The organism is Bradyrhizobium sp. AUGA SZCCT0158 (assembly GCF_018130065.1).
In the GTDB taxonomy this organism is placed as follows: Bacteria; Pseudomonadota; Alphaproteobacteria; order Rhizobiales; family Xanthobacteraceae; genus Bradyrhizobium.
The window spans coordinates 19,160-42,524 of sequence record NZ_JAFCME010000022.1 but is presented as its reverse complement, the minus strand read 5'-3'; the positions used below and the strand labels follow the sequence as shown (position 1 = coordinate 42,524).

General features: G+C 63.2%; 23 protein-coding genes. 7 read left to right on the top strand and 16 right to left on the bottom strand.

Annotated elements, in window-relative coordinates; all coding sequences use genetic code 11:
* Positions 1-63: 63 nt before the first annotated feature.
* On the top strand, positions 64-423 hold the full coding sequence (locus JQ574_RS26630; protein WP_212210979.1) for a DUF1236 domain-containing protein: 360 nt from the start codon (positions 64-66) through the stop codon (positions 421-423).
* 227 nt (positions 424-650) lie between these two features.
* Here JQ574_RS26630 and JQ574_RS26625 read toward each other — a convergent pair whose 3' ends face one another.
* The 7 genes from JQ574_RS26625 to JQ574_RS26595 form a co-directional block, all read right to left on the bottom strand.
* Positions 651-1,253 carry a bifunctional 2-polyprenyl-6-hydroxyphenol methylase/3-demethylubiquinol 3-O-methyltransferase UbiG gene (locus tag JQ574_RS26625; RefSeq protein WP_212210981.1) on the bottom strand — a complete coding sequence of 201 codons (603 nt, stop codon included), beginning with the start codon at positions 1,251-1,253 and terminating at the stop codon, positions 651-653.
* 3 nt (positions 1,254-1,256) lie between these two features.
* Positions 1,257-3,734: a glycine--tRNA ligase subunit beta gene (glyS, locus tag JQ574_RS26620; protein ID WP_212210982.1), complete on the bottom strand. Its 2,478-nt coding sequence runs from the start codon at positions 3,732-3,734 to the stop codon at positions 1,257-1,259.
* On the bottom strand, positions 3,734-4,669 hold the full coding sequence (locus JQ574_RS26615) for a glycine--tRNA ligase subunit alpha (protein ID WP_192735210.1): 936 nt from the start codon (positions 4,667-4,669) through the stop codon (positions 3,734-3,736). Before JQ574_RS26615 ends, glyS begins: the two co-directional genes overlap by 1 nt.
* A 187-nt stretch (positions 4,670-4,856) precedes the next feature.
* Positions 4,857-5,048 carry a hypothetical protein gene (locus JQ574_RS26610; protein WP_192735211.1) on the bottom strand — a complete coding sequence of 64 codons (192 nt, stop codon included), beginning with the start codon at positions 5,046-5,048 and terminating at the stop codon, positions 4,857-4,859.
* Between the two features lie 114 nt (positions 5,049-5,162).
* Positions 5,163-6,074 carry a S49 family peptidase gene (locus JQ574_RS26605; protein WP_212210984.1) on the bottom strand — a complete coding sequence of 304 codons (912 nt, stop codon included), beginning with the start codon at positions 6,072-6,074 and terminating at the stop codon, positions 5,163-5,165.
* Between the two features lie 270 nt (positions 6,075-6,344).
* Positions 6,345-7,124, bottom strand: coding sequence for a methyltransferase (locus tag JQ574_RS26600; protein ID WP_312014691.1), 780 nt, complete (start codon positions 7,122-7,124; stop codon positions 6,345-6,347).
* 37 nt (positions 7,125-7,161) lie between these two features.
* Positions 7,162-7,389 (bottom strand): DUF2007 domain-containing protein, encoded by a 228-nt coding sequence (locus tag JQ574_RS26595; protein ID WP_044540085.1) that lies wholly within the window; start codon positions 7,387-7,389, stop codon positions 7,162-7,164.
* A gap of 133 nt (positions 7,390-7,522) precedes the next feature.
* On the opposite strand from JQ574_RS26595, the gene JQ574_RS26590 reads away from it, so the two are divergent.
* Positions 7,523-8,530, top strand: coding sequence for a polyprenyl synthetase family protein (locus tag JQ574_RS26590; RefSeq protein WP_212210986.1), 1,008 nt, complete (start codon positions 7,523-7,525; stop codon positions 8,528-8,530).
* Positions 8,531-9,160: a LysE family translocator gene (locus JQ574_RS26585; RefSeq protein WP_212210987.1), complete on the top strand. Its 630-nt coding sequence runs from the start codon at positions 8,531-8,533 to the stop codon at positions 9,158-9,160.
* A gap of 92 nt (positions 9,161-9,252) precedes the next feature.
* Here JQ574_RS26585 and JQ574_RS26580 read toward each other — a convergent pair whose 3' ends face one another.
* The 3 genes from JQ574_RS26580 to JQ574_RS26570 form a co-directional block, all read right to left on the bottom strand.
* Positions 9,253-10,137, bottom strand: a complete 885-nt coding sequence (locus JQ574_RS26580; protein ID WP_212210989.1) for a 4-(cytidine 5'-diphospho)-2-C-methyl-D-erythritol kinase — start codon at positions 10,135-10,137, stop codon at positions 9,253-9,255.
* A gap of 39 nt (positions 10,138-10,176) precedes the next feature.
* Positions 10,177-11,958, bottom strand: a complete 1,782-nt coding sequence (locus JQ574_RS26575; RefSeq protein WP_212210995.1) for a tetratricopeptide repeat protein — start codon at positions 11,956-11,958, stop codon at positions 10,177-10,179.
* Between the two features lie 292 nt (positions 11,959-12,250).
* Positions 12,251-13,912 (bottom strand): electron transfer flavoprotein-ubiquinone oxidoreductase, encoded by a 1,662-nt coding sequence (locus tag JQ574_RS26570; RefSeq protein ID WP_212211001.1) that lies wholly within the window; start codon positions 13,910-13,912, stop codon positions 12,251-12,253.
* 133 nt (positions 13,913-14,045) lie between these two features.
* On the opposite strand from JQ574_RS26570, the gene JQ574_RS26565 reads away from it, so the two are divergent.
* Both JQ574_RS26565 and JQ574_RS26560 read left to right on the top strand, forming a co-directional pair.
* Positions 14,046-14,870 carry a uracil-DNA glycosylase family protein gene (locus JQ574_RS26565; protein ID WP_212211065.1) on the top strand — a complete coding sequence of 275 codons (825 nt, stop codon included), beginning with the start codon at positions 14,046-14,048 and terminating at the stop codon, positions 14,868-14,870.
* Entirely contained in the window at positions 14,870-15,049 is a 180-nt protein-coding gene (locus JQ574_RS26560) for a hypothetical protein (protein ID WP_212211003.1), read from the top strand. Before JQ574_RS26565 ends, JQ574_RS26560 begins: the two co-directional genes overlap by 1 nt.
* Positions 15,050-15,097: 48 nt before the next feature.
* Here JQ574_RS26560 and JQ574_RS26555 read toward each other — a convergent pair whose 3' ends face one another.
* From JQ574_RS26555 to JQ574_RS26540, 4 genes are all read right to left on the bottom strand, one after another.
* Positions 15,098-16,606 (bottom strand): glycosyltransferase family 39 protein, encoded by a 1,509-nt coding sequence (locus tag JQ574_RS26555; protein WP_212384078.1) that lies wholly within the window; start codon positions 16,604-16,606, stop codon positions 15,098-15,100.
* A 147-nt stretch (positions 16,607-16,753) separates the two neighbouring features.
* Positions 16,754-17,521 carry a ribonuclease HII gene (locus JQ574_RS26550; protein WP_212384077.1) on the bottom strand — a complete coding sequence of 256 codons (768 nt, stop codon included), beginning with the start codon at positions 17,519-17,521 and terminating at the stop codon, positions 16,754-16,756.
* A gap of 82 nt (positions 17,522-17,603) precedes the next feature.
* Positions 17,604-18,053, bottom strand: a complete 450-nt coding sequence (locus JQ574_RS26545; RefSeq protein WP_212384076.1) for a VOC family protein — start codon at positions 18,051-18,053, stop codon at positions 17,604-17,606.
* 101 nt (positions 18,054-18,154) lie between these two features.
* Entirely contained in the window at positions 18,155-19,315 is a 1,161-nt protein-coding gene (locus JQ574_RS26540; RefSeq protein ID WP_212211006.1) for a PA0069 family radical SAM protein, read from the bottom strand.
* A 159-nt stretch (positions 19,316-19,474) separates the two neighbouring features.
* On the opposite strand from JQ574_RS26540, the gene JQ574_RS26535 reads away from it, so the two are divergent.
* Both JQ574_RS26535 and JQ574_RS26530 read left to right on the top strand, forming a co-directional pair.
* Complete coding sequence (locus JQ574_RS26535) at positions 19,475-20,047, top strand: glycosyl transferase (RefSeq protein WP_212211007.1); 573 nt, start codon at positions 19,475-19,477, stop codon at positions 20,045-20,047.
* Between the two features lie 131 nt (positions 20,048-20,178).
* A complete protein-coding gene (locus JQ574_RS26530) occupies positions 20,179-21,108 on the top strand; it encodes a helix-turn-helix domain-containing GNAT family N-acetyltransferase (RefSeq protein WP_212211008.1) in 930 nt (309 codons plus the stop codon).
* A 278-nt stretch (positions 21,109-21,386) separates the two neighbouring features.
* Here the strand turns inward: JQ574_RS26530 and moaB are convergent, their stop codons facing one another.
* Both moaB and JQ574_RS26520 read right to left on the bottom strand, forming a co-directional pair.
* Positions 21,387-21,950, bottom strand: a complete 564-nt coding sequence (gene moaB / locus JQ574_RS26525; protein WP_212035440.1) for a molybdenum cofactor biosynthesis protein B — start codon at positions 21,948-21,950, stop codon at positions 21,387-21,389.
* Between the two features lie 174 nt (positions 21,951-22,124).
* Positions 22,125-23,063, bottom strand: a complete 939-nt coding sequence (locus tag JQ574_RS26520; RefSeq protein WP_212211009.1) for a neutral zinc metallopeptidase — start codon at positions 23,061-23,063, stop codon at positions 22,125-22,127.
* Between the last annotated feature and the right edge of the window lie 302 nt (positions 23,064-23,365).

The window sequence follows — 23,365 nt, the reverse complement described above, 5'->3', positions numbered from 1 at the left end:
GGATGAATTGGCCCCGGATTGTACGCTGGCTAGCCGGCGTTCTTCTGCACGAGGGAGTACACTATGCAGAATAGACTACTTGCCATCGCAGCTATCGCCGGCGTGATGGCTGCACCGATCGCAGCACAGGCGCAGAGCGGCACCGTGGGTGTCGGTGGCGGCGGCACCGTGGTGATCGGCGAACATGAGGGCATCTCCGTCAACCAACGCCCGGCGTTCCGGGAATATGTCGTGCGTGAGCGCGTGCCGACTTTCACCATTCCGGATCGCGTGACCGTGGGCGGTGTGCTGCCGGAAGCCGGCATCACCTATTACGACGTGCCGCAGACCTATGCGGCAACGCCCTATCGCTACACCGTGGTGAACGGCCAGACGGTCCTGGTCGAGCCGCGTTCGCGTCGCGTCGTTCAGGTGGTCGACTAATCCCACTAGCCTGAACGACAGTCCGGGCGCCGCGCAAGCGGATGTGCGCGAGATACGACCGGACAAGAAAGCCCCGCCCGGTTTCCCCCCTGGGCGGGGCTTTTCTTTGTTTGTTTTCGTCATTCCGGGATGCGCCTCTTGGCGCAGGCCCGGAATCCATTCATCGACGTAACCTGCCGGTTAATGGATTCCGGGCTCGCGCTGCGCGCCCCGAAATGACGATTTGCCTATTCCCTGATCTCCAGGCCCGGCTTCTTGGCGACGAGACGGTGAATCTTCTTGCCCGAGGAGGCGCTGACGACCTCCTCGTCGAGCAACAGCGCCGCCGACTTCAATTCCGCCAGCACCAGCGCCGCATCGAACGCCGCGTAGAGACGCCCCTGGGAATCGCGCAGGTCGGAATTGTCGGTGATCCGCCAGCTCAAATAAAGAATGCCGCTGGGCTTGACCGCATTGAGCAGCCGGCGAACGGCGACCGCTATCTGCGCGCGATCGAGATGCATGATCACAGTCTCGCACAGCACGTTGTCGTAAGTGCCGATGCCCTTCAGGTCGGGCAGTTCGGCATGTGCGAACTTCAAACCGGGATAACGCTGCCGCGCCTCCGCCAGCAGGCCCTCCGAGGCGTCGAAACCGGTGGCGGAAAAGCCGTTGGCGTTGAGCCAGGCCACCTCGCGGCCGCAGCCGCAGCCGATATCGGCTGAATTGCCGCCGCGCACGAAGAAGCGCTCGACGATTTCGTGCAGGTCAACGGGCGCCGGCTGGTCGTGCCAGTCCCTGGCGAACGCCGCCGCATCCGAATCGTAAGCGGCCAGCGTCTTCTGATCCACGTGTCAGCCCTCGATCTTCGAAAAGTCCGCCACCGCGCGCGTCGCCGCGCGGATTTCGTTCAAGAGCTTCAGTCTGTTCTCACGCACTTTTGGTTCATCGTCGTTGACCTTGACCTTGTCAAAGAACGCATCGACCGCCGGCCGCAGCTTCGCCATCGCGCTCATCGCGGCGGCAAAGTCTTCCTTGGCCACCGCAGCGCCGGCCTCGCTCTTCACCTGATCGATCGCCTTCGCCAGCGCTTTTTCTTCGTCGAGCTTATAGAGCGAGACGTCTGGCGCGCCGTCGAAGCTGCGCTTGTCCTTTTTCTCTTCGATCGAGAGGATGTTGCTGGCGCGTTTTGTGCCCGCGAGCAGGTTCTTGCCGTCATCGGTATCGAGGAATTTTCCGAGCGCCTCGACGCGGCGGACGACCATAAGAAGATCATCCTGGCCGCCGAGCGAGAACACCGCGTCGACGAGATCGTGACGTGCGCCCTGATCGCGGAGCTGGACCTTTAGGCGATCTGCGAAGAAGGAGAGGAGATCGTTTGCGAGCTTGTCTATCGCTAGCTTCGCAAACGGCTCGCGATACAGTTGTTCTAAGGCATTTCTAACAGCTGATATCTTGCCCGCGGGCGGCACATCTTCGAATATAAACGGACCACGGACTGCCTCAAGCCGTCCCAGCCGCCGCTTGAATTCTTCGAATGCTTGAGCTCTTTCGGCGTATTTGTCTTCATCCTCTTCAGCTCCTAAGTCAGGATTGCCGATTTGATGCATCCCAATTTTTTCGCTGTTTCTGTCGATGAATCCATCGCTATTCAGGAAAAGTAGATACTGATACTCATTCCATTCAGACTGACCATCGTGGGATTGGGGATCCCAAGTTGCCGCTAGCTGCAAATAGCCGTGGTCTGGCCGGAAGCAAAAGTAGAGTGCGAGCGTCAGAGCCTTGTGGAACAATTCGTTTAGAGACGCACGAGTTTCATTGGAAAGCACTAACCTAATCACACCCAACGCCGCACGCCTCAGCGCATACGGGTCCTTGCTTCCGGTCGGCTTCTCGTCTATCGCCCAGAAGCCAACCAGCGTATCGATCTTGTCGGCCAGCGCCACCGCAACGCTCACCCGATCGGTCGGCACGCGATCCGCAGGCCCCTGCGGCTTGTAATGCTCTTCGCTCGCCGCGGCGACGGAGGCATCCTCGCCCTGCGCAATTGCGTAGTACTTCCCCATCAAGCCCTGCAGCTCCGGGAACTCGCCGACCACTTCTGTCAGCAAATCCGCCTTCGCCAAATGAGCAGCGCGTTTTGCCTTTTCGACATCGGCGCCGACCAGCGGCGCAATCTCCGCGGCCAGACGCTCGATGCGCTTGATGCGCGCTCCCTGCGTGCCGAGCTTCTCGTGGAACACGATGTTCTCGAATTTCGGCAGGCGCTCTTCGAGCTTCGTCTTCAGGTCGGTCTCATAGAAAAACTTCGCATCGCTCAGCCGCGCGCGGATCACGCGCTCGTTTCCGGCGATGATGGCCTTGCCGCCGTCCGTCGCTTCGATGTTGGCGGTGAGAATGAATTTGTTGGTCAGCTTTCCGGTTTTGTCAGGATTCTTATCAGAATCCTTGGGATCGCTGACGACAAAGCATTTCTGGTTGTTGCGGATGGTGGCGCGGATCACCTCGCCGGGGATCGACAAAAATTCCTGGTCGAACGATCCCATCAGCACGACAGGCCATTCGACGAGGCCTGACACCTCGTCGAGCAGCACCTGGTCCTCCACCAGCTCAAAGCCTTGCGCGAACGCCAACTGCTTGGCATCGGCCAGAATGATGTCTTTGCGCGCCTGCGGGTCGAGCACGACCTTGGCGGCCTTCAGCTTGGCCTCGTAATCCTCGAAGCGGCGCACGGAGATCGCCGATGGCGCCAGGAAGCGGTGACCAAAAGTGGTCTGGCCGGCCTCGATGCCGTCGATCGAGAATTTCACCACCTCGGGTTCTTCGGTCTCAGGGCCGAAGGTCGCGATGATCGAGTGCAGCGGCCGCACCCAGGTCAGCGCGCCTGATTTGGCCGAGCGCTCGCCCCAGCGCATCGATTTCGGCCACGGGAAGGTGCGCACGATGACAGGTAGAATTTCCGCAATCACGTCGATCGCGGCGCGGCCGGGCTTTTCGAGCAGCGCGATATAAAAGTCGCCCTTCGGGTCGCGCTGGATCTTGGCCTCGTCGAGCGAAGTGAGGCCGGTCGCTTTCAGAAAACCCTGCACGGCCGCATCGGGCGCGCCGATTTTCGGACCCTTGCGTTCGGTCTTGAGGTCGGGCTGCCGCGCCGGAATCCCGTGCACCGTCAGCGCCAGCCGCCGCGGAGTCACGAAGGCCTTTGCGCCCTCGTAGACCAGCCCCTCGGCAACCAGCTTGTCGGTAACCATGCGGCGCAGATCGTCGGCCGCCTTCGCCTGCATGCGCGCGGGGATTTCTTCCGAAAACAGTTCGAGCAAAAGATCAGGCATCAGGACGCCCTGCCCGCTTCGGTGTGGACCCAGGCGTCGCCGCAGGCTTTTGCGAGGTCGCGCACGCGCCCGATGTAGCTTTGCCGTTCGGTCACCGAGATCACGCCGCGGGCATCGAGCAGGTTGAAGACATGGCTCGCCTTGATGCACTGGTCATAGGCCGGCAGCGCCATCAGGTGTTCTTTCTGGTTGCTGCCGGATTTCCAGCCGGCCGCGAGATACTTCTTGCAGGCTTCTTCGGCCATCACGAACTGCTTGAACAGCATTTCGGAATCGGAGTGCTCGAAATTGTGCAGGGAATATTCCTGCTCGGCCTGCAGGAACACGTCGCCATAGGTCACCTTGTCGGCGCCCTCGCGGCCGTTGAAGTTGAGATCCATGACGTGGTCGACGCCCTGTAGGTAGCAGGCGAGCCGCTCCATGCCGTAGGTGAGCTCACCGGCGACAGGCGCGCATTCGACGCCCGCGACCTGCTGGAAGTAAGTGAACTGTGACACTTCCATGCCGTCGCACCAGCACTCCCAGCCGAGACCCCAGGCACCGAGCGTCGGGCTTTCCCAGTCGTCCTCGACAAAGCGGATGTCGTGCAGGCTGGAATCGAGGCCGATCGCGGCGAGCGACTTCAGGTACAATTCCTGAAGGTTCGGCGGCGATGGCTTCATGATCACCTGATACTGGTAATAGTGCTGCATCCGGTTCGGGTTTTTGCCGTAGCGGCCATCCTTGGGCCGACGCGAGGGCTGCACATAGGCGGCCCGCCACGGCTTTGGCCCGAGCGCACGCAAGGTCGTCGCGGGATGAAAGGTGCCCGCGCCCATTTCCATGTCGTAGGGCTGCAGGATCACGCAGCCCTGTTCGGCCCAGAACCGCTGCAGAGCGAGAATGAAGCCCTGGAACGAACGTTCCGGGCGCATGTGGGCAGGCAATTCGTCCATCGGCAGAATCGGTCTCGCGAGGGGGTTTTGGGCGCGCGGGACCGTATCGGCGGGGAAGCGGGGAATCAAGGCGATGTGCTGTTTCCGTCATGCCCGGCCTTGTGCCGGGCATCCACGTCTAAAAGCACTATGGAGAGAAGAAAGACGTGGATGGCCGGGACAAGCCCGGCCATGACGCATTTTCAAGCTACCCCGGCCGATAGGCCCCGGTGACGGGATCCCGCCGCAGGGTCGGAATTTCGCTGGTTTGCGCAGACTCCGAGACGCGGGCCAGCCTCGCTTCTTCCAGCTCCCGGTTGATCCGGACGGCAGTCTTGTAAGCCCAGCGGACCACGGCGAGCCCACCCAGGGCCCCTGCGAATGCGATCAACGGTGGCATCGGTCGATCCTTGTCGTTCACGTCGGTCACGCCCCCAATGGCTGCATTCTCGCGCAAGCCGGGCTGCGCCGCAATTCCCGCCTTTAGGACTAAATGGCGCGCCTCTCCCGGGTTCTAAAACCCGAATTTGGCCCAAATTGCCCTGGTTTCGAGCGCGGAAATCAGTTCATCCGGCAGGCTCCCGATGCCGTCGAGGGCGCCCATGGAGCCCGCCCCCGGCGACCGCCGCCCGAGCAGGCCGGACAGCATTCCGCTGGCGGGCGCGACCACGGGGGTCAGCACCTTGTCGCCGTAGCGGGTCCGCAGCGTCGAACGCAGATCGCCGACCGCATCCGCAAGACCCAGCGACACCGAGGTTTCACCCGCCCAATATTCGCCGGTGAACAGCGTGTCGTCCGCGCCCTTGAGGCGGCTGCCGCGGCTCTGTTTGACCAACGCAATGAAGATGGCGTGGATCTCGCGCTGGAGCGCCTTGATGCGCGCCACGTCATCGGGGTTTTCGGGGAGGAACGGATCGAGCGTCGCCTTGTGGACGCCCGCCGTATAGAGCCGTCGCTCGACGCCGATTTTCTTGATCAGCTCCTGGAAGCCGAACGTGCCGCCGACCACGCCGATCGAACCGAGGATCGAGGACGGATCGCAGAAAATCTCGTCGCCGGCACAGGCGATCATGTAGCCGCCGGATGCGGCGACGTCCTCGACGAACACCAGCACCGGCAAATTCTTTTCGGCGGCGAGTTGCCTGATCCGCAAATAAATCTGGCGCGATTGCACCGGCGAGCCGCCGGGTGAATTGATCACGAGCGCAACCGCCTTGGCATTCTTGGTACCGAAAGCGCGCTCCAGCGTCTTGGCGACACCGGCCAGCGACATGCCCGGCCGCAGCGGAGTCACCGCGCCGATCACGCCGGACAACCGCACCACCGGCACCACCGCGACCCCGCGGCGGAATTTGGCCGGGACCAATCCCTTCAGCCGCTCGATAAGGCCCGGCAATCCCACGCGATCACTTATTTGTTCACTCATGCGGATACCTCGAATTAACCATTTTTTATCACGCCACTGTCATTGGAAGGGCTGGAACGAATTAGGGCTGGAAGGCCTTTTGCAACGTGGCCGGTACGGCTGCAATGGCGCAGCGGAGAGTGACATGAAAATCTACCTGCTGATATTGTTGATCGGCACCATCCTGACCGCGGTTCACTTCACCAACACTCCGAAACGGCAGTCGGAAACCCTTCCGCAATAGGCTTTTCCGCTTCGCCTCGCGTTCGGGACATCAGTTCTCGGCCACCTCTAGGGGGTGGCCAGCGGCAATATCCCCCTCCCCGCTAAAATCTCCTGCACCTCTTTATTGGGCACCCCTCGCTCATCATTGAGCATCAGTCCGGCATGAATTCGAGTCGGCGCGCGACCGCCCTTGATGGCGCGAACCAGGATTCGATTCGCAGGCGCCTTCACATCGCCGTGAATGGGCAAAATTTCCAGACTGCCAAAACCGTGATCGAGCGCCGCCAGCACCTCGGCAATCCCGTCGGCGCGCCAGATCAGCGTCAGCATGCCCCTGGATTTGAGGATGCGGCGGGCTGCATGAATCCAGTTTGAAAGCGTGGTGGATGTCGCGACATGCGCGATCCCGCGCGCGCGGTCCGGCGAGACCCGATGCCGCACGGAATCGTTGAACGGCGGATTCATCAACACGACATCGACGCTATCAGGATGCAAATTGACCGCGGCGTAGGCGTCGGCGGCCGCTTCGACGTCGAGCACGATGACCTCGGCGGCAAGCGCGTTCGCCTCGGCATTGGCGCGCGCCAGGCTTGCGAGACCGGCATCGATCTCGACCAGCGCGAGATCGATTTGCCCGACGCGCCTGGCCACCGCCAGCCCTGCCGCACCAACACCGGCGCCAAGATCGGCCACACGATTGCCTGAACGTGCCGCCGTCGCCGCAGCCAACAGCATGGCATCGTGCCCGGCGCGGTGCCCCGATCTCAGTTGCCGCAAGCGCAAGGCGCCGCCGAGAAACGCGTCCTCGGTGACATCCAGATTATTGTTTTGACGCGTTTTCTTCACGCGAACCGGTTCCCACTTCGCTCGAAAACGCTATGCCTTACTCATCCGCCCGCAATTCGTGGGCAAGCCCGGCATCGGTCAGAAGCTGGCGCGCCTCGCGGTTGTCGTCCTCATGGACCAGGATGCGACGTGGCAGCACGCCGAGCGATCCCTCGATGATGCTCATGTTCTGGTCCAGCACCAGATGATGGATATTGGCGCCGTCGAGCAGCGCGCCGACCGCGGAAACCAGCACAATATCGTTGGTCCGAACCAATTCCCGCAATTTGCGCCCTCCTTAGGCTGGCCCGGTCCGAGCCCGGCCGGTACCTGTCAACCACTACGTGCCCTTGCCGCTTCAGCCTGCACTTTCTATTGTAGATAAGGATAGTGCGAATTGGCCAGATTTGGAGACCCGCGTGGCGGTTATTGTACCCTTCGAAAGCCCAAACGCTTCGATCGATGAGCTGGTCGGGCTTGTCGCCGCCGACATGGAGCGGGTCAACGCCACGATCCTGTCGCGGACCGGTTCCGAAGTGACCATGATTCCCGAGGTCGCCAACCACCTGATCTCCTCCGGGGGAAAACGGCTGCGCCCGATGCTGACGCTGGCGATGGCCGGCCTCACCGGCTATTCCGGCGACGGCCATATCAAGCTCGCCGCCTCGGTCGAGTTCATGCACACCGCAACCCTGCTCCATGACGACGTGGTCGACGAGAGCGAATTACGGCGCGGCAAATTGTCCGCGCGGATGCTGTGGGGCAATGAGGCGAGCGTGCTGGTCGGCGACTTCCTGCTCGGCCAGGCCTTCCGCATGATGGTCGAGGTCGGCTCGTTGCGGGCGCTCGACATCCTGTCTTCGGCGGCCGCCACCATCGCCGAGGGCGAGGTGATGCAGCTCGCCGCAGCAAAGAACACCGCGACCACCGAGGACGAATATCTCGCTGTGATCCGCGGCAAGACCGCGGAATTGTTCGCAGCCGCCTGCGAGGTCGGCCCCGTGATCGCCAACCGGCCGAAGGCCGAGCAGACCGCGTGCCGCTCGGTCGGCATGAATCTCGGCATCGCGTTCCAGCTGGTGGACGACGTGCTGGACTACGGCGGCAAATCGGCAAAACTCGGCAAGAACGTCGGCGACGATTTCCGCGAGGGCAAGATCACGCTGCCGGTGGTGCTGGCGTTCCGCCGCGGCAGCGCCTCTGAGCGCGCGTTCTGGGTCAAGGCGCTGGAGCGCGGCGAGATCGGTAGCAACGATCTCGATCACGCCATCGGGTTGATGACCAAGCATCGCGCGCTGGAGGATACGATCAGCCGCGCCCATCATTACGGCGCGATGGCCGTCGATGCGTTGGCGCTGTTTCCGGCTTCCCCGATGAAAACCGCGCTCGAGCAGGTGGTGGCGTTCTGCCTGGCCAGGTCGCACTAAATGAACGGCACGAATTTTTCGCTCTTCCTGGTCGCCGCGCTGATCATCGCCTTCGTGCCTGGTCCCGGGATCTTCTACGTCGCCGCGAGGACGCTGTCGGGCGGCCGCAAGACAGGTATTGCCTCGACATTCGGGACCGCGCTTGGCGGGCTCGTGCATGTGATCGCAGGCGCGCTGGGGGTGTCCGCGATCATCCTGGCCAGCGCCGAACTTTTCACGGTGCTCAAACTTGCCGGCGCGCTCTATCTGGTCTGGCTTGGCGTCCGGACGTTTCGCGAGGGCCGACAGGCGATGGTGGAGGCGATCAGCCCGGCCGGCGCGCGGCAGGCGTTTCGCGAGGGCGTGCTGGTCGAAGCGCTTAACCCGAAGACCGCGGCGTTCTTTCTGGCGTTCATTCCGCAATTCATCGATCCCGCCGGCAGTCATCCCGCACTGCAGTTCATCGCGCTCGGCCTGATCTCGGTGTTACTGAACACGCTCGCCGATGTCGTCGTGGTGATGATGGCCACGACCGCGCGCGCGGGCCTGGTGCGGCGGCCATTTCTCGTTCAACGCCTGCGGCAGGGTTCGGGGCTGTTCATTGCCGGGCTTGGCGTGTCGCTGGCGCTGGTGCGGCGGCCGGCGAATTAGAATCGTAGGGTGGGTAGAGCGCAGCGAAACCCACCGACTTGGTCGGTTGCCATTGATGGGTTTCGCTGCGCTCTACCCATCCTACAAGAACCTTAGCTCAACGTTCCCGCATGCACCCACCAGCCGGGGTGCTCGCGCCGGATTTTTTCAGCGGCGCGGCCGGCGTCGGCGGTGTTTTCATAGATCGCAAAACAGGTCGCGCCCGAGCCCGACATCCGCGCCAGCCAGGCGCCGTTGGTGGCGTTGAGCGCGGCGATCACTTCACCGATGACCGGCTGAATGCGCATCGCCGGGGCTTCCAGATCGTTGCTACTTGCCGCCAGGACTTCGACCCAGTCTTCGACCGAAGCTCCGGCTTCCGGCCAGTCGATGCCCCGGAAAACGTCGGTGACGCCGACCAGCAATTCGCCGCTACGCAGGCCGAGTGCCTTGAATACGTCCTTGGTCGGAACGGGAACGCAGGGGTTGATCATCACGCACGGCATGATCGGCAGGCTGAGCGGCGTCAGGGTATCGCCGACCCCGGTCATGTCGCAGGCGCGCGACGCCAGGCAGACCGGCACGTCGGCGCCGGTCGCAAGCGCTACCTCGCGCAGCCGCTCGTCATCGAGCGACAGCCCGTTCAATTTTGCCAGCAGCCGAAGGGCGGCCGCCGCATCCGCCGAACCACCGCCGATGCCCGCCGCGACCGGCAACACCTTGTCGAGCGTGAAACTGCCGGACTTCAGGCCCGGCACCCGCTCTGCCAGCAGGCGCGTCGCCTTCAGCACCAGATTGTCCGACGTCTCGCCGCAGGCCTGCGCCAGCGGTCCGGACATTTGCAATGTCAGATCGGAACCCGGCGTCAGCGTCAGCCGATCGGCGCAGTCGGCAAACGCCACCACGCTTTCCAGGTCATGAAAACCGTCGGTGCGGCGGCCAACCACCCTCAAGGTCAGGTTGACCTTGGCACGCCCCTCATCAATCAACGCCGGCATAGCCGAACAAGCCCCCCAAGCCTTCGATCTAGCCGCCCTCTAACCACCCCTGCCGTCTTCTTTTTTCTTGTCGGCCGAAGCTGCAGACGACGTGTCCTCGGGCAGACCGTTGGCGATCTTGGCCTCGATCTTCGGCAGTTCTTCCGCCTCGGGCTTCAGGTCGCGGGCGTGGGCCCACTGGAACTTGGCTTCCAGCGTGCGGCCGACGCGCCAATAGGCGTCACCGAGGTGGTCGTTGATGGTCGGATCCTCGGGCTTCAGATCGATCGCGCGCTCGAGGTTCTTCACCGCGTCCTCGTAATTGCCGATGCGGTAGAACGCCCAGCCCAGCGAGTCCACGATATAGCCGTCGTCGGGACGCTGATCGACGGCGCGCCTGATCATCTTCATGCCTTCGTCGAGATTGATGCCCTGATCGATCCAGGAATAGCCGAGGTAGTTCAGCACATGCGGCTGTTCGGGCTGCAACTCGAGCGCCTTGCGCATGTCGGCCTCGGCTTTGCTCCACTGCTTGGAGCGCTCCTGGCAAATGCCGCGATAGTAATAGGTGACCCAGGTGTTCTTGTCGGTCACGCCGGGCATCACGTCAATCGCCCGGGAATAGGTCGTCGCGCAATCGGCGAACTTCTTGCGGCCGCGCTCGATATTGCCGAGCGCCATGATTGCTTCGATGTCCTTTGGATCTTCGGCGGTGACGTCCTTGAGGATCTTGATCGCCTGCTCGCTGCGATCGGCGGCGTCGAGATTGGTGGCGAGCTGAATCTGCGCGTTGCGCTTCAGCGGCGAACTCGCCGGCATGCGCTCATAGACCTTGATCGCCATCGGCGGCTTCTTCACCGACTCATAGAGATCGGCCAGCGAGAGCAGCGCCAGCGGATGGTTGGGCTGCAGATATAGCGAGAGCTGCAGATAGACCAGCGCCAGATCCTCGCCGCCGCGGCGGGTCAGCGTGGCTCCGATGCCGTACAGCGCCTCGGCCGCACCTGCCTGCGCCGATTCGATCAGCGGCGGCATCTTCTTGCCGGCTCGCGTCTCGCGCAGCGCCTCCTGTACCAGGGGATGCCGTGGCAGCTTTTTGTCGAACGCCTCGTAGATGCCGATTGCCGCGGCCGAGTCCTTGTTGCGCGACAGCCAGCGCCCATAGGCGTCGGACACGCGCAGCATGGAATCGTCGAGCTTGTAGGCGCGCTCGAAGCGGGCGCCGGCGTCCTTTTCCTTGTTGGCGAGTTCCAGGATCATGCCGGTGTGCAGATCCTTGAAGATCGGATACCACTCCGGCCCCGTCAGCTTGTCGATATTGGCGACCGCCGCCTTGGAATCACCCGCGCCGAAGCTGGCCCAGCCCGACAACAGCGTCGCGACCAGATCGGTGATCGGTCCGCGGATCGACTGATTGATGTTGATCTGTGCGGTCGCGTATTTCTTCTGCTTCAGGTCGCGGACGCCGACGACCAGCCGGGCCACGCGATTGGATTTGTCCTGCGTCAGAATGCGGTCGGCGAGCTTGACGGCCTCGTCAATGTCGCCATCCGCGAGCGAGGAGATGAAGGCGCGGTCGAGCAGTTCGTTGTTCTTGGGATCGGTACGCAGCGCCGAACGGTAGAACGCCGCGGCCGAGCTGGCGTCGCGTTCGACGCTGGCATGACGCGCGGCCAGATAGCTGCCGGACGTGGTCAGCGATTTCAGATCGCTCTTGCTCGGAAACTGCGCCGAATTGTCGCCGGTATGCTCGGGCGTCTGCGCCAGCAGCGAGCCGGGCGCGGCAAGCGCGGCGACGGTGACAGCGGCGATGGTCCAGCGATTGAAACGAGTGGAAAGCATCACGGTTCGCCTAGCTCCAGGATTTATGGCGGAATCTTTTCGATCGCTCTCGAATGCGGACATACGCGGCGCATCAAGGCCCAGCAACAATGCCGCTTTTGGCGTTCAACCGCAAGGATACGAGGTGGCGAATCGATCGGCAGCAGGGTCCCCAAGATCTCCCCGTCCGCCGTCGTTCCACCCCTTTTGGCCAGTAGCCCCGGAAGACGCTTGTACTGTGGCGGTATCGTGGCCGGCGCCGGGGTTACCCGGACACCTGCGCGCCCTCCGCCAATAACTCACGTAATCGTGGTCACATCGCCTGGTAATTGGGCCCGCCGCCGCCTTCCGGCGGAACCCAGGTGATATTGCCGTTCGGGTCTTTGACGTCGCAGGTTTTGCAGTGGACGCAGTTCTGAGCGTTGATCTGGAAGCGCGGACCGGAGGCCTCCTCGACCCATTCGTAGACGCCGGCCGGGCAATAGCGGTTGGATGGCCCGGCAAACACGTCGTGTTCGGAGGTCTTCTGCAGGTTCATGTCGGCGACCTTGAGGTGGACCGGCTGGTCCTCCTCATGGTTGGTATTGGACAGGAATACTGACGACAGCTTGTCGAAGGTCAGCTTGCCGTCCGGCTTCACCGGCGCGATCGGCGTGTGCGCCTTGGCTGGATCCAGCGTCTTGCGGTCCGGTTTGGCGTGCGACAGGGTTCCGAACAGCGAGAAGCCGAACAGCGTGTTGGTCCACATATCGAGGCCGCCGAGCGGTACGCCGATCAGGGTGCCGAACTTCGACCACAGCGGTTTGACGTTGCGGATCGGGTAGAGGTCCTTGCCGACCTGCGAACCGCGCCACGCATTCTCGTATTCAGCCAATTCATCATTGGCGCGGCCGGCGGCGAGCGCGGCCACGAGGTGTTCGGCGGCGAGCATGCCGCTGCCCATCGCGTTGTGCACACCCTTGATGCGCGGCACGTTGACAAAGCCCGCCGCGCAACCGATCAGCGCGCCGCCCGGAAAGCTCAGCCGCGGCACCGACTGGTAGCCGCCCTCGGTGATCGCGCGCGCACCATAGGCCAGCCGCTTGCCGCCTTCGAACACGGTGCGGATCGAAGGATGGGTCTTGAAACGCTGGAACTCGTCGAACGGTGACAGATAGGGGTCGTCGTAATTGAGATGCACGACGAATCCGACCGCGACCTTGTTGTCGTCGTAGTGATAGAGGAACGACCCGCCGCCGGTCGAATTGTTGAGCGGCCAGCCGAACGAATGCTGGATCAGGCCCTTCTGATGCTTGGCCGGATCGATCTCCCAGACTTCCTTCAGCCCGATGCCGAATTTCGGCGGCTCGCTGCTCGCGTCGAGCGAGAACTTCGCGATCAATTGCTTGGAGAGGCTGCCGCGCGCGCCCTCGGCAAACAGCGTGTATTTGCCGAGCAGTTCCATGCCGCGGGTGAACGAATCCTTGTGGCTGCCGTCCCTGGCGATACCCATGTCGCCGGTCGCAATGCCCCGCACCGCGCCTTGTTCGTCGTAGAGCACTTCAGCTGCCGCAAAGCCCGGATAGATCTCGACGCCGAGCGCTTCGGCTTTCGGCGCCAGCCAGCGGCAAACATCGCCGAGCGAGCCGATATAGCAATGATGGTTGTTCATCAGCGGCGGCATCGCGAAACCTGGCAGCCGGATCGCGCTTCCGCCCGTCATCCAGTAGAAGCGGTCGTCCTTGACCTGCGTCTTCAGCGGGCAATCGGCGTCCTCGCGCCAGTCCGGAATTAGTTTGTCGAGCGAGACCGGATCGATCACGGCACCCGACAGAATATGTGCACCGACTTCGGAGCCCTTCTCCACCACGACGATATTGAGATCGGCATTGAGTTGCTTGAGACGGATCGCAGCCGCCAGGCCGGACGGCCCGGCGCCGACGATCACGACGTCAAATTCCATGGACTCACGCGGCGGAAGTTCTTCGGTGCTCATGTTCTGGTCTCAGCCCAATTGAGAACGGCTCTAAGGTTCGTTTGTTTCCGATTTTTGCGCCGAGAACAACCATCGAAATGAAATCTCAGGCATTTCGCTGCCACCGAATACATCCTAGATTGGAACGATGTCCATCGCGCCCGAACCCTCCCCTACCGTTCAGCAATTGCTGGCCTTTTATCTGGAGGCCGGGGTCGATTGCGCGTTGGCCGATGAGCCGATCGACCGGCTTGCCGAGCCCGACAGCGCTACCATCGCCGCGCCACGCGAAGCCGCGCCACAAAGACTGGTGCGGGAAATGCCCGCGGCGGCGCCGGCAGTTTCGCGCAGCGAAATAGCGCCGGCGCCGGAAGCCGCCATCGCCTCGGCGCGGGAAATGGCCCGAACCGCGCCGTCATTGGAGGCGCTGCGCGCGCTGCTGGAGAATTTCGACGGCTGCGCGCTCAAGCACACCGCAACACGGCTGGTGTTCTGCGACGGCAATCCGCAGGCGCGAATCATGTTCGTCGGCGAAGCCCCCGGACGCGACGAGGACATCGAGGGGCTGCCGTTCGTCGGCCGTTCCGGCAAATTGCTCGACCGCATGATCGCGGCGATCGGGCTCGACCGCAGCAAAGCTTATATCGCCAACGTGATCCCATGGCGGCCGCCCGGCAACCGCACGCCGACGCCGCAGGAAACGCAAATCTGCCTGCCGTTCATTCAGCGGCAGATCGAGCTGGTCAATCCGGACGTGCTGGTGACGCTCGGCAACCCCTCGACGCAGACGTTGCTGTCGACCCGCGAGGGCATCATGAAGACCCGCGGCAAATGGTTCGATTACGACACCGGCACCCGCTCCATCCGCGCCATCGCGACGTTCCACCCGGCCTATCTGCTGCGCTCGCCATCGTACAAGCGGATGTCGTGGCAGGATCTGCGCGCGATCGCGAAGGAATTGGAGAAGGCGTCGCCGTGATGAAGGGCGTCAAAGTGACAGTACTGGTGATTGGATCGATGGCCGCGCTGTTGACAGTCGCGGCTGTCACCTATTGGCTGGTCATCTTTCCTAGCCTGATATCGCTCCTGAGTTTTGTCACGCTTGTTCCGGTATTCCTGATCCTCGGGCTTGGCCTTTTCAGAATCGCCAGAGCCTGAATCAATCTCAATCGTAGGGAGCCGCCCTAGCTCACACCACGCTTGTTGCTACGGCGCTTTCGGCCGCACGATGGCCCAGCCGACGCGCAGCAGCGGCTGTCTGCCATTCACCATCCATTCGAACGCGCGCGGCACTTCCGGCACGAGGCCGGGAAAGCGCAACGCGATCTCGGGAGGCGGCGCGCCTGACGTGTCCGAGGCTCGCCAGACCACGACGCCGCCGGTTTCATTGAACTTTTGGAGCGAAAGCCACGGCGTGCGTTCCGGCGTGGCGTCGAGCAACAGATGCGGCCGGCCTTTATCCATCGCAATGAAGCTCGCGAGCTGCGGATCGCCGGCCACCGCGCGCAGCCGCTGGTTGGTGCGCCGCTCAAAACTGTCACCGAAGAAATGCGCGATCGTCCGCGCCGGCAGCGAGGTCGGTACTTCGGCGCCGCTGGTCCAGGGCAGGAACAGCGTGGCCGCGATGGCTACGAAAGCCGGCGCTGCGACCGCCGCGGCCCAGACCGTGCGGAGCAGCCGCTGGCGCCGCAGATACACCAGATCGCCGGTCGCGACGATCACGGCCAGCCCCGACATCAACAGGGCAACGCCGGCGCCGCCGGTGACGCGCTCGAGGTTGAACACGCCGGCAATCAGGCTGCCAAACAGCGCCGGGGCGATCGCGAACGTGTAGACGAATTGGCGCGCCAGCGGATCGATCTGCCGCCGATAGATGATCGGCGCTTCCTCGGCCTTGCGGACAAACACACCGGAGTTAAGGATCACCAGCATCACGATGCCGGCCGTCGCCAGCAACAGGCCGCCGAGCAGCCCGCCCCAGTGCATCGCCCGGCCCGAGAGATCATCGATGGCAGGCAAGGGCGGCATCGCCAGCACGTCGGCGCGAACGACCCAGATCAGATAGGGCAGCACCAGTACGACGATCACGAGCAGCGCATACAGCGGATCGAGCGACATCAAGGTGCGCCGCCCGCGCGCGGTGGCGACGGCAAATCCTGCGATCAGCAGCAACAGCCCGAGCGCGGCCGACGTCGTCAGGAGCAGCAGGCCTGCCTCGATCGACCAGGCGAACCAGGCGCTGCGCCGGTTCTGGCCGATCAGTCGCCACGAATGCAGCAACAGCAGCGCCCACAGCGGCCGCGCCAGCACCAGCGGGCCGAATTCGACGCCGGGCGAGCTGAAGGCCACCACCGTCATGCTCAGGAGCACCGCGAGCACCGCCTGCTGACCGCCGACAATGGCGCGCGCGAGCTGATAGAAGCCCCAGAAGGTGACGACCGCGCAGATCTGCGCCAGCAGATAGACCCCGAACACATGATTGCCGGCCGCGCGGAAGGCGATGTCGGCAAGCCAGAACGCCAGCGGCGGACCGAACCAGGTCCCGACCTGATATTCCCTGCCGAACGCCAGAACGGTGGCGATATCGCCGGGTGGGCTGCGATAGAGCAGCATCGGCAGGATCAGCCACATTGCCGCCTGCAGCAGCACCACGAGCCAGACCACCAGCCGCGGCCGGGCGCGGATCAGTTCGACAACCAGGGAGGTGAAACGCATGAAACGTCCGAAATGCCCCAGCCGATCCCATGGGTCCGGCCTATTCGAGACCATTTGATAGAGCGCGCCAGCCGCCGAGGCAACTAGCGCGTTTTCAAGCGAGGTGGATACCGGCGCGCGTCAGGAAACGCGTCAATGCAAGGTGCGTTAGAGAACCGCCGAGACATCCGCATCGATTTGCGTTTCGACCGTGAACAGATCGGGCTCGACGCTGCCGGGCTGATGTTTTGCGCGCGCGGCGATGACGGGCGCGAAGAAGCGGCGGTGGTGGACGCTGGGACCTAACCGGTCGAGCGCTTCGCGATGTTCCGGCACGGCGTAGCCCTTGTGGGTCTCGAAGCCGTAGCCCGGGCAATCCAGCGCCAGCGCGCACATCAGGCGGTCGCGCGTCACCTTGGCGATGATCGAAGCGGCCGCGATCGACATCACGATGCCATCGCCGCCGATCACGGCGTCGCAGTCGCATGGCGCCTCGATCCGGTCGCGGCCATCGACGAACACATATTTGGGGATTTCCGGTAAGCCCCGCACGGCGCGGGTCAGCGCCCACAGCGAGGCGCGCAGGATATTGTCGCGGTCTATACGCGCCGGCGAGGCAAAGGCGACCGCAAACGACGAGGTCGCGCAAATCTCTTCGAACAGTTCCTCACGGCGCTCCGCAGTCAGCCGCTTCGAATCGTCGATGCCTTTGGGAATTCGTTTGGGATCGAGAATCACGGCAGCGGCCACCACCGGGCCTGCCAGCGGACCACGCCCGGCCTCGTCGCAACCGGCGATCGGCCAGACGCCGCGCTTGATCAGCGCGCGCTCGCGGCGAAAGCTCGGCGGCGCCACCGCGATCACGCCGTTCGGCAGTTTTGCCTGTTTGGCGACCGATTTGTTCGCTGGTTTCTTGGACGACTTATCCCGAATCATGCCGGGATGGTGGGCAAGCACGCGCCAGCGCGCAACCTGGAACTAACCCCAATTCCCGCTATTCAGTCACGACAGGCTTCCCCTAATCCGCCAAATGCACCCGCCGGTCTTCGCCGACCTCGATGCCGGGGGCGACCACGACTTCCCAGGGATGATTGTCGGGGTCGGCGAAATATCCGGAGTAGCCGCCGTACGCCGTCTCATGCGCCGCCTTCAGCAGCGAGGCGCCCTTGGCGGTGGCAAACTCCAGCACGGTATCGACTTCCTCGCGTGAGGCGCAATTCCAAGCCAGCGTCACCCCGCGGAAGGTGCTGGGCCGCGGATGGTCCGGCAGCGTCGCGTCCTGTGCCAGTTGATCCCACGGAAACAGCGCGATCACCGGGCCGCCGGTGTCGAAGAAGGCAACCGCCTCGCCGGTCGAGCGAACTCTTCGCGCAAAACCCAGCGCTTCATAAAAGGCGATGCTGGCGCGCATGTTGGTTACGCCGAGCGTGATGACGGTCAGTCGTGGGATTGGTGGATTCTTTTTCATGCAGTTCTCCTTTCGTCATAGCGAGGAGCGCAAGCGACGAAGCAATCCATTCTTCTTTGTCCGGACATGGATTGCTTCGCTTCACTCGCAATGACGAACACTCAGAACAAACTCAACTGCTGCCCGCTCCGCTTCGGCTTAACGAAATGATCGGTGGTCAGTTTCAGGCGCCGCTTGTTCAGTCCAAGTTTCTCGCAGGCGATTTCGAAGCGGCGTCCGATCATCCAGGCCATCGGCCCGGTTCCCTTCATCCGGGTTCCCCATTGCGAGTCGTAGTCGCGGCCGCCGCGCATGTCGCGGATCAGCGTGAAGACGTGGCGATATCGGTCGGGATAATTCGCCATCAGCCATTCGCGGAACAGATCGCGCACTTCCAGCGGCAGCCGCAGCAGTACATAACTCGCCTCTTTCGCGCCGGCATGGGCGGCGGCATCGAGGATGCGCTCGATCTCGGAATCGTTCAGCGCGGGGATCACAGGCGCGACCATCACGGTTGCCGGAATGCCGGCTTCCGCCAGTTGCTTTATCGCCTCCAGCCGCTTCGGCGGTGTCGAGGCGCGCGGCTCCATGGTGCGCGCGAGTTTCGGGTCGAGCGTCGTCACTGACAGTGCGACCTTGACCAGGTTGCGTTTTGCCATCCGCTGGAGGATGTCGATGTCGCGCGTTACCAGCGCCGATTTGGTGACGATGCCGACCGGATGGCCGGCACGCTCCAGCACTTCGAGAATGCCGCGCATGATCTTGTATTTGCGCTCGATCGGTTGATAGGGATCCGTATTGGTGCCGATCGCGATCATCCGCGGTTCGTAGCCCGCCGCCGCCAGTTCCTTTTCCAGCAACTCCGGCGCATCGGGTTTGGCAAGCAGCTGGGTTTCAAAATCAAGCCCGGGTGACAGCCCGAGATAGGCGTGGGTCGGCCGCGCGAAGCAGTAGACGCAGCCATGCTCGCAGCCGCGATAGGGGTTGATCGAACGGTCGAAGCCGATATCGGGCGAGTCGTTGCGGGTGATGACCTTGCGCGAGGTGTCGAGCCCGACCGTGGTCTTGAACGGCGGCAGGTCTTCGAGGCTCTGCCAGCCGTCATCGAAGGCGACACGCGCCTCGGCCTCGAAGCGGCCGCTGTCGTTGGACTGGGCGCCGCGGCCGCGCCGCCGCTCGCGTTCGATCGCGACATCAAGCTCAGGAAAAGGAGTAGCACCCGCCGGTTCGGAGGGCGCCGTGACCGGCGGGTGCTTGAGGGCATGAGAGGATGCTCGGCTCATGCTTGGAACGTAACACGTCTTTAGAACAAAGCAAGAACATCGATTGACAAATCCACACGAGAGCTGCCTCAAAAATCCGCACGGCAAAGGCTGTTTTGAATGTGACAAGGTGATAACAAACGGCGTTTTTCACCGTTTGAGCCCAACGAAGCCCTCATTATGTTGAGCGTGATCATCCGTACTGAAGGCGTCGAACAGCCGGCGGTCGCCACCCTGGCGGCGCTGGTGCCGGGCGCCGCTGCCGGCTTGATCCGCGAAGTGGTGCTGGTCGACCGTTCCGCAAGCAGCGTGATCGAGCGGGTGGCCGACGTCGCCGGCTGCCGCTTCATGGCCTTCGAGGGGACCCGCGCTGCGGCGCTTGCCGCCGGTGCCCGCCAGGCGCGCTCACCCTGGCTGATGTTCCTGCATGCCGGCGCCGTGCTCGACTCGGGCTGGATCGACGAGACCGCGCAATTCATCCAGAGCGTATCGAGCAGCGGCCGGCCTCGCGCCGGAATCTTCCGCTATGCCCGCTCGCCTTACGCCGATGCCGGCTTCCGCGATGGCCTCAAATTCATCGCCCGCATGGTTACGGGGCCCTCGGCGGAACAGGGCCTGCTCATCGCGCACGACCATTACGACCGGCTCGGCGGCTACCGGCCAGATGTCCGCCGTTCCGAAGCCCGGCTGCTGCGCCAGCTCGGCCGGCGCTCCCGCACCATGCTGCGCAGCCGGATCATGGTGGTCGCCTAGGCGCCTCTCCCAAGGTCAGACACAAAATCGCGAAAGCAACCCCATGCAAAGCAAACGGGGTCCGGTTCGCATCAGAATATACTTGCTATAGTCAAATAATTATATGACAATGGCAACTATTGAGGTGCGCCATGTCCGAGAATAATTCCGATGAAGCAGTCGCGGCGGTCCGCGCCTTCAACCGCTTCTACACCCGCAAGCTCGGCGTGCTCGACCAGCAACTGATGAAGAGCCCGTTCTCGCTCAGCGAGGCGCGGGTGCTGTACGAACTTGCCTATCGCGAAGACCTTTCGGCCAAGCAGATCGGCGCCGAACTCGGGCTCGACGCCGGCTATCTCAGCCGGATCGTGCAGAACTTCGACGAGAATGGCTTGATCACCCGCAAGCCGCTGCCGGCGGACCGGCGGCAATTCCAGGTCGCCCTTACGGCCAAGGGACGCCAGACCTTCGCCAAACTCGAGCGCAGCATGCAGGACGACATCGGTGCGATGCTGGCCGCGCTGCCGCGCGGCGGCAGCCAAAAGCTCGTCGGCGCGATGGCCGAGATCGAGCGGCTGCTCGGCGTATCAGGCGCGGCGGCGCCGCCAGCGATCCTGCGCACTCACCGCCCCGGCGACATGGGCTGGGTGGTGCAGAGCCACGGCGCGTTCTACGCCAGCGAATATGGCTTTGACTCCTCGTTCGAAGCGCTGGTGGCGGAGATCGCGGCGAAATTCCTGACCTCGTTCGACGCCTCGCGCGAGCGTTGCTGGATTGCCGAGCTGGATGGCGTCCAGGTCGGCTCGGTGTTTGTGGTCAAGCACAGCGACGACGTTGCCAAGCTGCGCCTGCTGCTGGTCGATCCCGCCGGACGCGGCCAGCGATTGGGCCAGCGGCTGGTCGCCGAATGCGTCGCCTTCGCGCGGGCGACCGGCTATCGCAGGATGACATTGTGGACCCAGAGCATCCTGGTCGCCGCGCGCAAGATCTATCAGGACGCCGGCTTTAAGCTGGTCGCGACCGAGCCGCATCGAAGTTTTGGCCAGAGCCTGGTTGGCGAGACCTGGGAACGCGAGCTGTGAAGCCGGGGCGCCGCGACACGCCGCGGCGCGTCACGTCGGACCTGCTCGCTTTTTATAAGGGAAGGGCGCACGAGCTACGTGCGGAAGCTTACCGTGACATGTGGCGTGGAGTTTGGCGTCTTTTGATCAAGATGACGCGGCCGCGCTGACGGCCACCAGCCCCGGACTCGTAGGATGGGTTGAGCTCTTCACGAAACCCATCAATCACGCAAAGAAAAGATGATGGGTTTCGCGAAGAGCTCAACCCATCCTACGCGAAACCCATCCTACGGATACGGCTAAACCGACGCGCCCTTGGCTTTCGGGCGGCGCAGATGTTCGTCGAGCCGCGGCATGATCTCGACGAAATTGCACGGGCGGGTGCGGTAATCGAGCTGGGCGGCGAGGATGCCGTCCCAGCCGTCACGGCAGGCGCCGGGCGAGCCCGGCAGGCAGAAGATGAAGGTCGCGCCGGCAACCCCGGCGGTGGCGCGGCTCTGCACCGTCGAGGCGCCGATCTTGGCGTAGCTCAGCATGTGGAACGCGGTGGAGAAACCGTCCATCCGCTTTTCGAACAGCGGCTCGACCGCCTCCGGCGTGACGTCGCGGCCGGTGAAGCCGGTGCCGCCTGTCGTGATGATGGCATCGACACCGGGATCGGCGATCCATCGGCGGATGATGACGCGGATCGCATCGACGTCGTCGACGATGATTTCGCGCGCCGCGAGGTGATGGCCGGCGGCGACCAGCCGCTCCGCCAGCGTCGCACCGGACTTGTCATCGGCAAGCGCGCGCGTGTCCGAGATCGTCAGCACGGCGATATTGAGCGGTACGAATTGCTTGGTTTCGTCGATGGAGGACATTTGAACTACCCTTTGCCTCTCACTCCGACGTCATCCTGAGGTGCGCGCTCTTGCGCGCCTCGAAGGATGGCTACGAGCGCTTTATCCTTCGAGGCTCGCCGAAGAGGCGAGCACCTCCCGAGCGAACGCAGGTGCGTTCCTCCGGGGATGACGCGTTCTACAGCATAACTCGCGCTACAACGCCTCCGCGGCAAACGTATTGCAGGACTGCACAGTGCCCTGCTTGTAGCCGGTCATGAACCATTGCTTGCGCTGGGCGGCGGAGCCGTGGGTGAATGAATCAGGCACCACCCTGCCCGTCGCCTTGCGCTGCAGCGTGTCATCGCCGATCGCGGTGGCCGTGGTCAGCGCGGCTTCGATGTCGCCGGGTTCGACGAAGCCCGGACGTTTCTTTTCCTCGCGGTTGACCCAGACGCCGGACAGGCAATCCGCCTGCAGCTCGACCTTGACCTGGAGCGCGTTGGCTTCCGCCTTGCTGCCGGCCTGCTCCTGCATCCGCTGCACGCGCGGCAGGATGCCGAGCAGGTTCTGGATGTGATGGCCGGCCTCATGCGCGATGATATAGGCGGTGGTGAATTTGCAGGAGCTGCCCGAACAGCCGCGAAACTTCGTCTCGACGTCGCGGAAGAATTGGGTGTCGAGGAAAATCTGCCTGTCAGGCGGGCAGTAGAACGGCCCCATCGCCGACTGCGCCATGCCGCAGCGTCCGCCATTGGTGGCGTTGCGGAACAGCACGATGCGCGGTCCCTTGTAGGTTTGCCCGCTGGCCTGGAAGATCTCGTTCCAGCGATCGTCGATCTCGCCGAGCACGCCGGCGATCATGCTGCCCATCTCGTCCTTGGGGGCGCCTGTGGTGGCCGGGCCCGACCGGCGGTCGGTCTGGTAGGTCGGCGCCTGCTGGCTGCCGCCGGTGAGAATTTCCGCGCCGCCGATCAGGATGCGCGGGTCGATACCGAAGGCATAGCCGACCAGGCCGAGCACGATAATGGTGCCGATGCCGAGCCCGCCACCGCCGCCCATCGGAATGCCGAAGCCGCCGCCACCACCACCGCCACCGCTGTCGTCGCGACGGTCGTCGATAGAGTCGCTGCGGCGGAAGTCATCGTAACGCATGGCGCAAATTCCTCATCCCGGCGGATTGCCCTTGGATACCCAACGCGGCACAGACGTAAAATTTCCATTCCATTAATCAATAACCCGCCCGGCAATTATTGCCTAGCGCCGTTTCCATTCCGATTGAATCGGAACGGGGCGCCAGATTCTTGATTTGACGCGTTTTCCTGACGCGAACCGGCATCCATCCCGCATCAAGTGCGGGACAGGCCTCGCTGCAAATCGCTTTGGTGCGCTTAAACGCTAATCAGCCCCGGCAAATCTGTCCGAGCAGCAATACTGATTAAGTCGATTTTTACTTT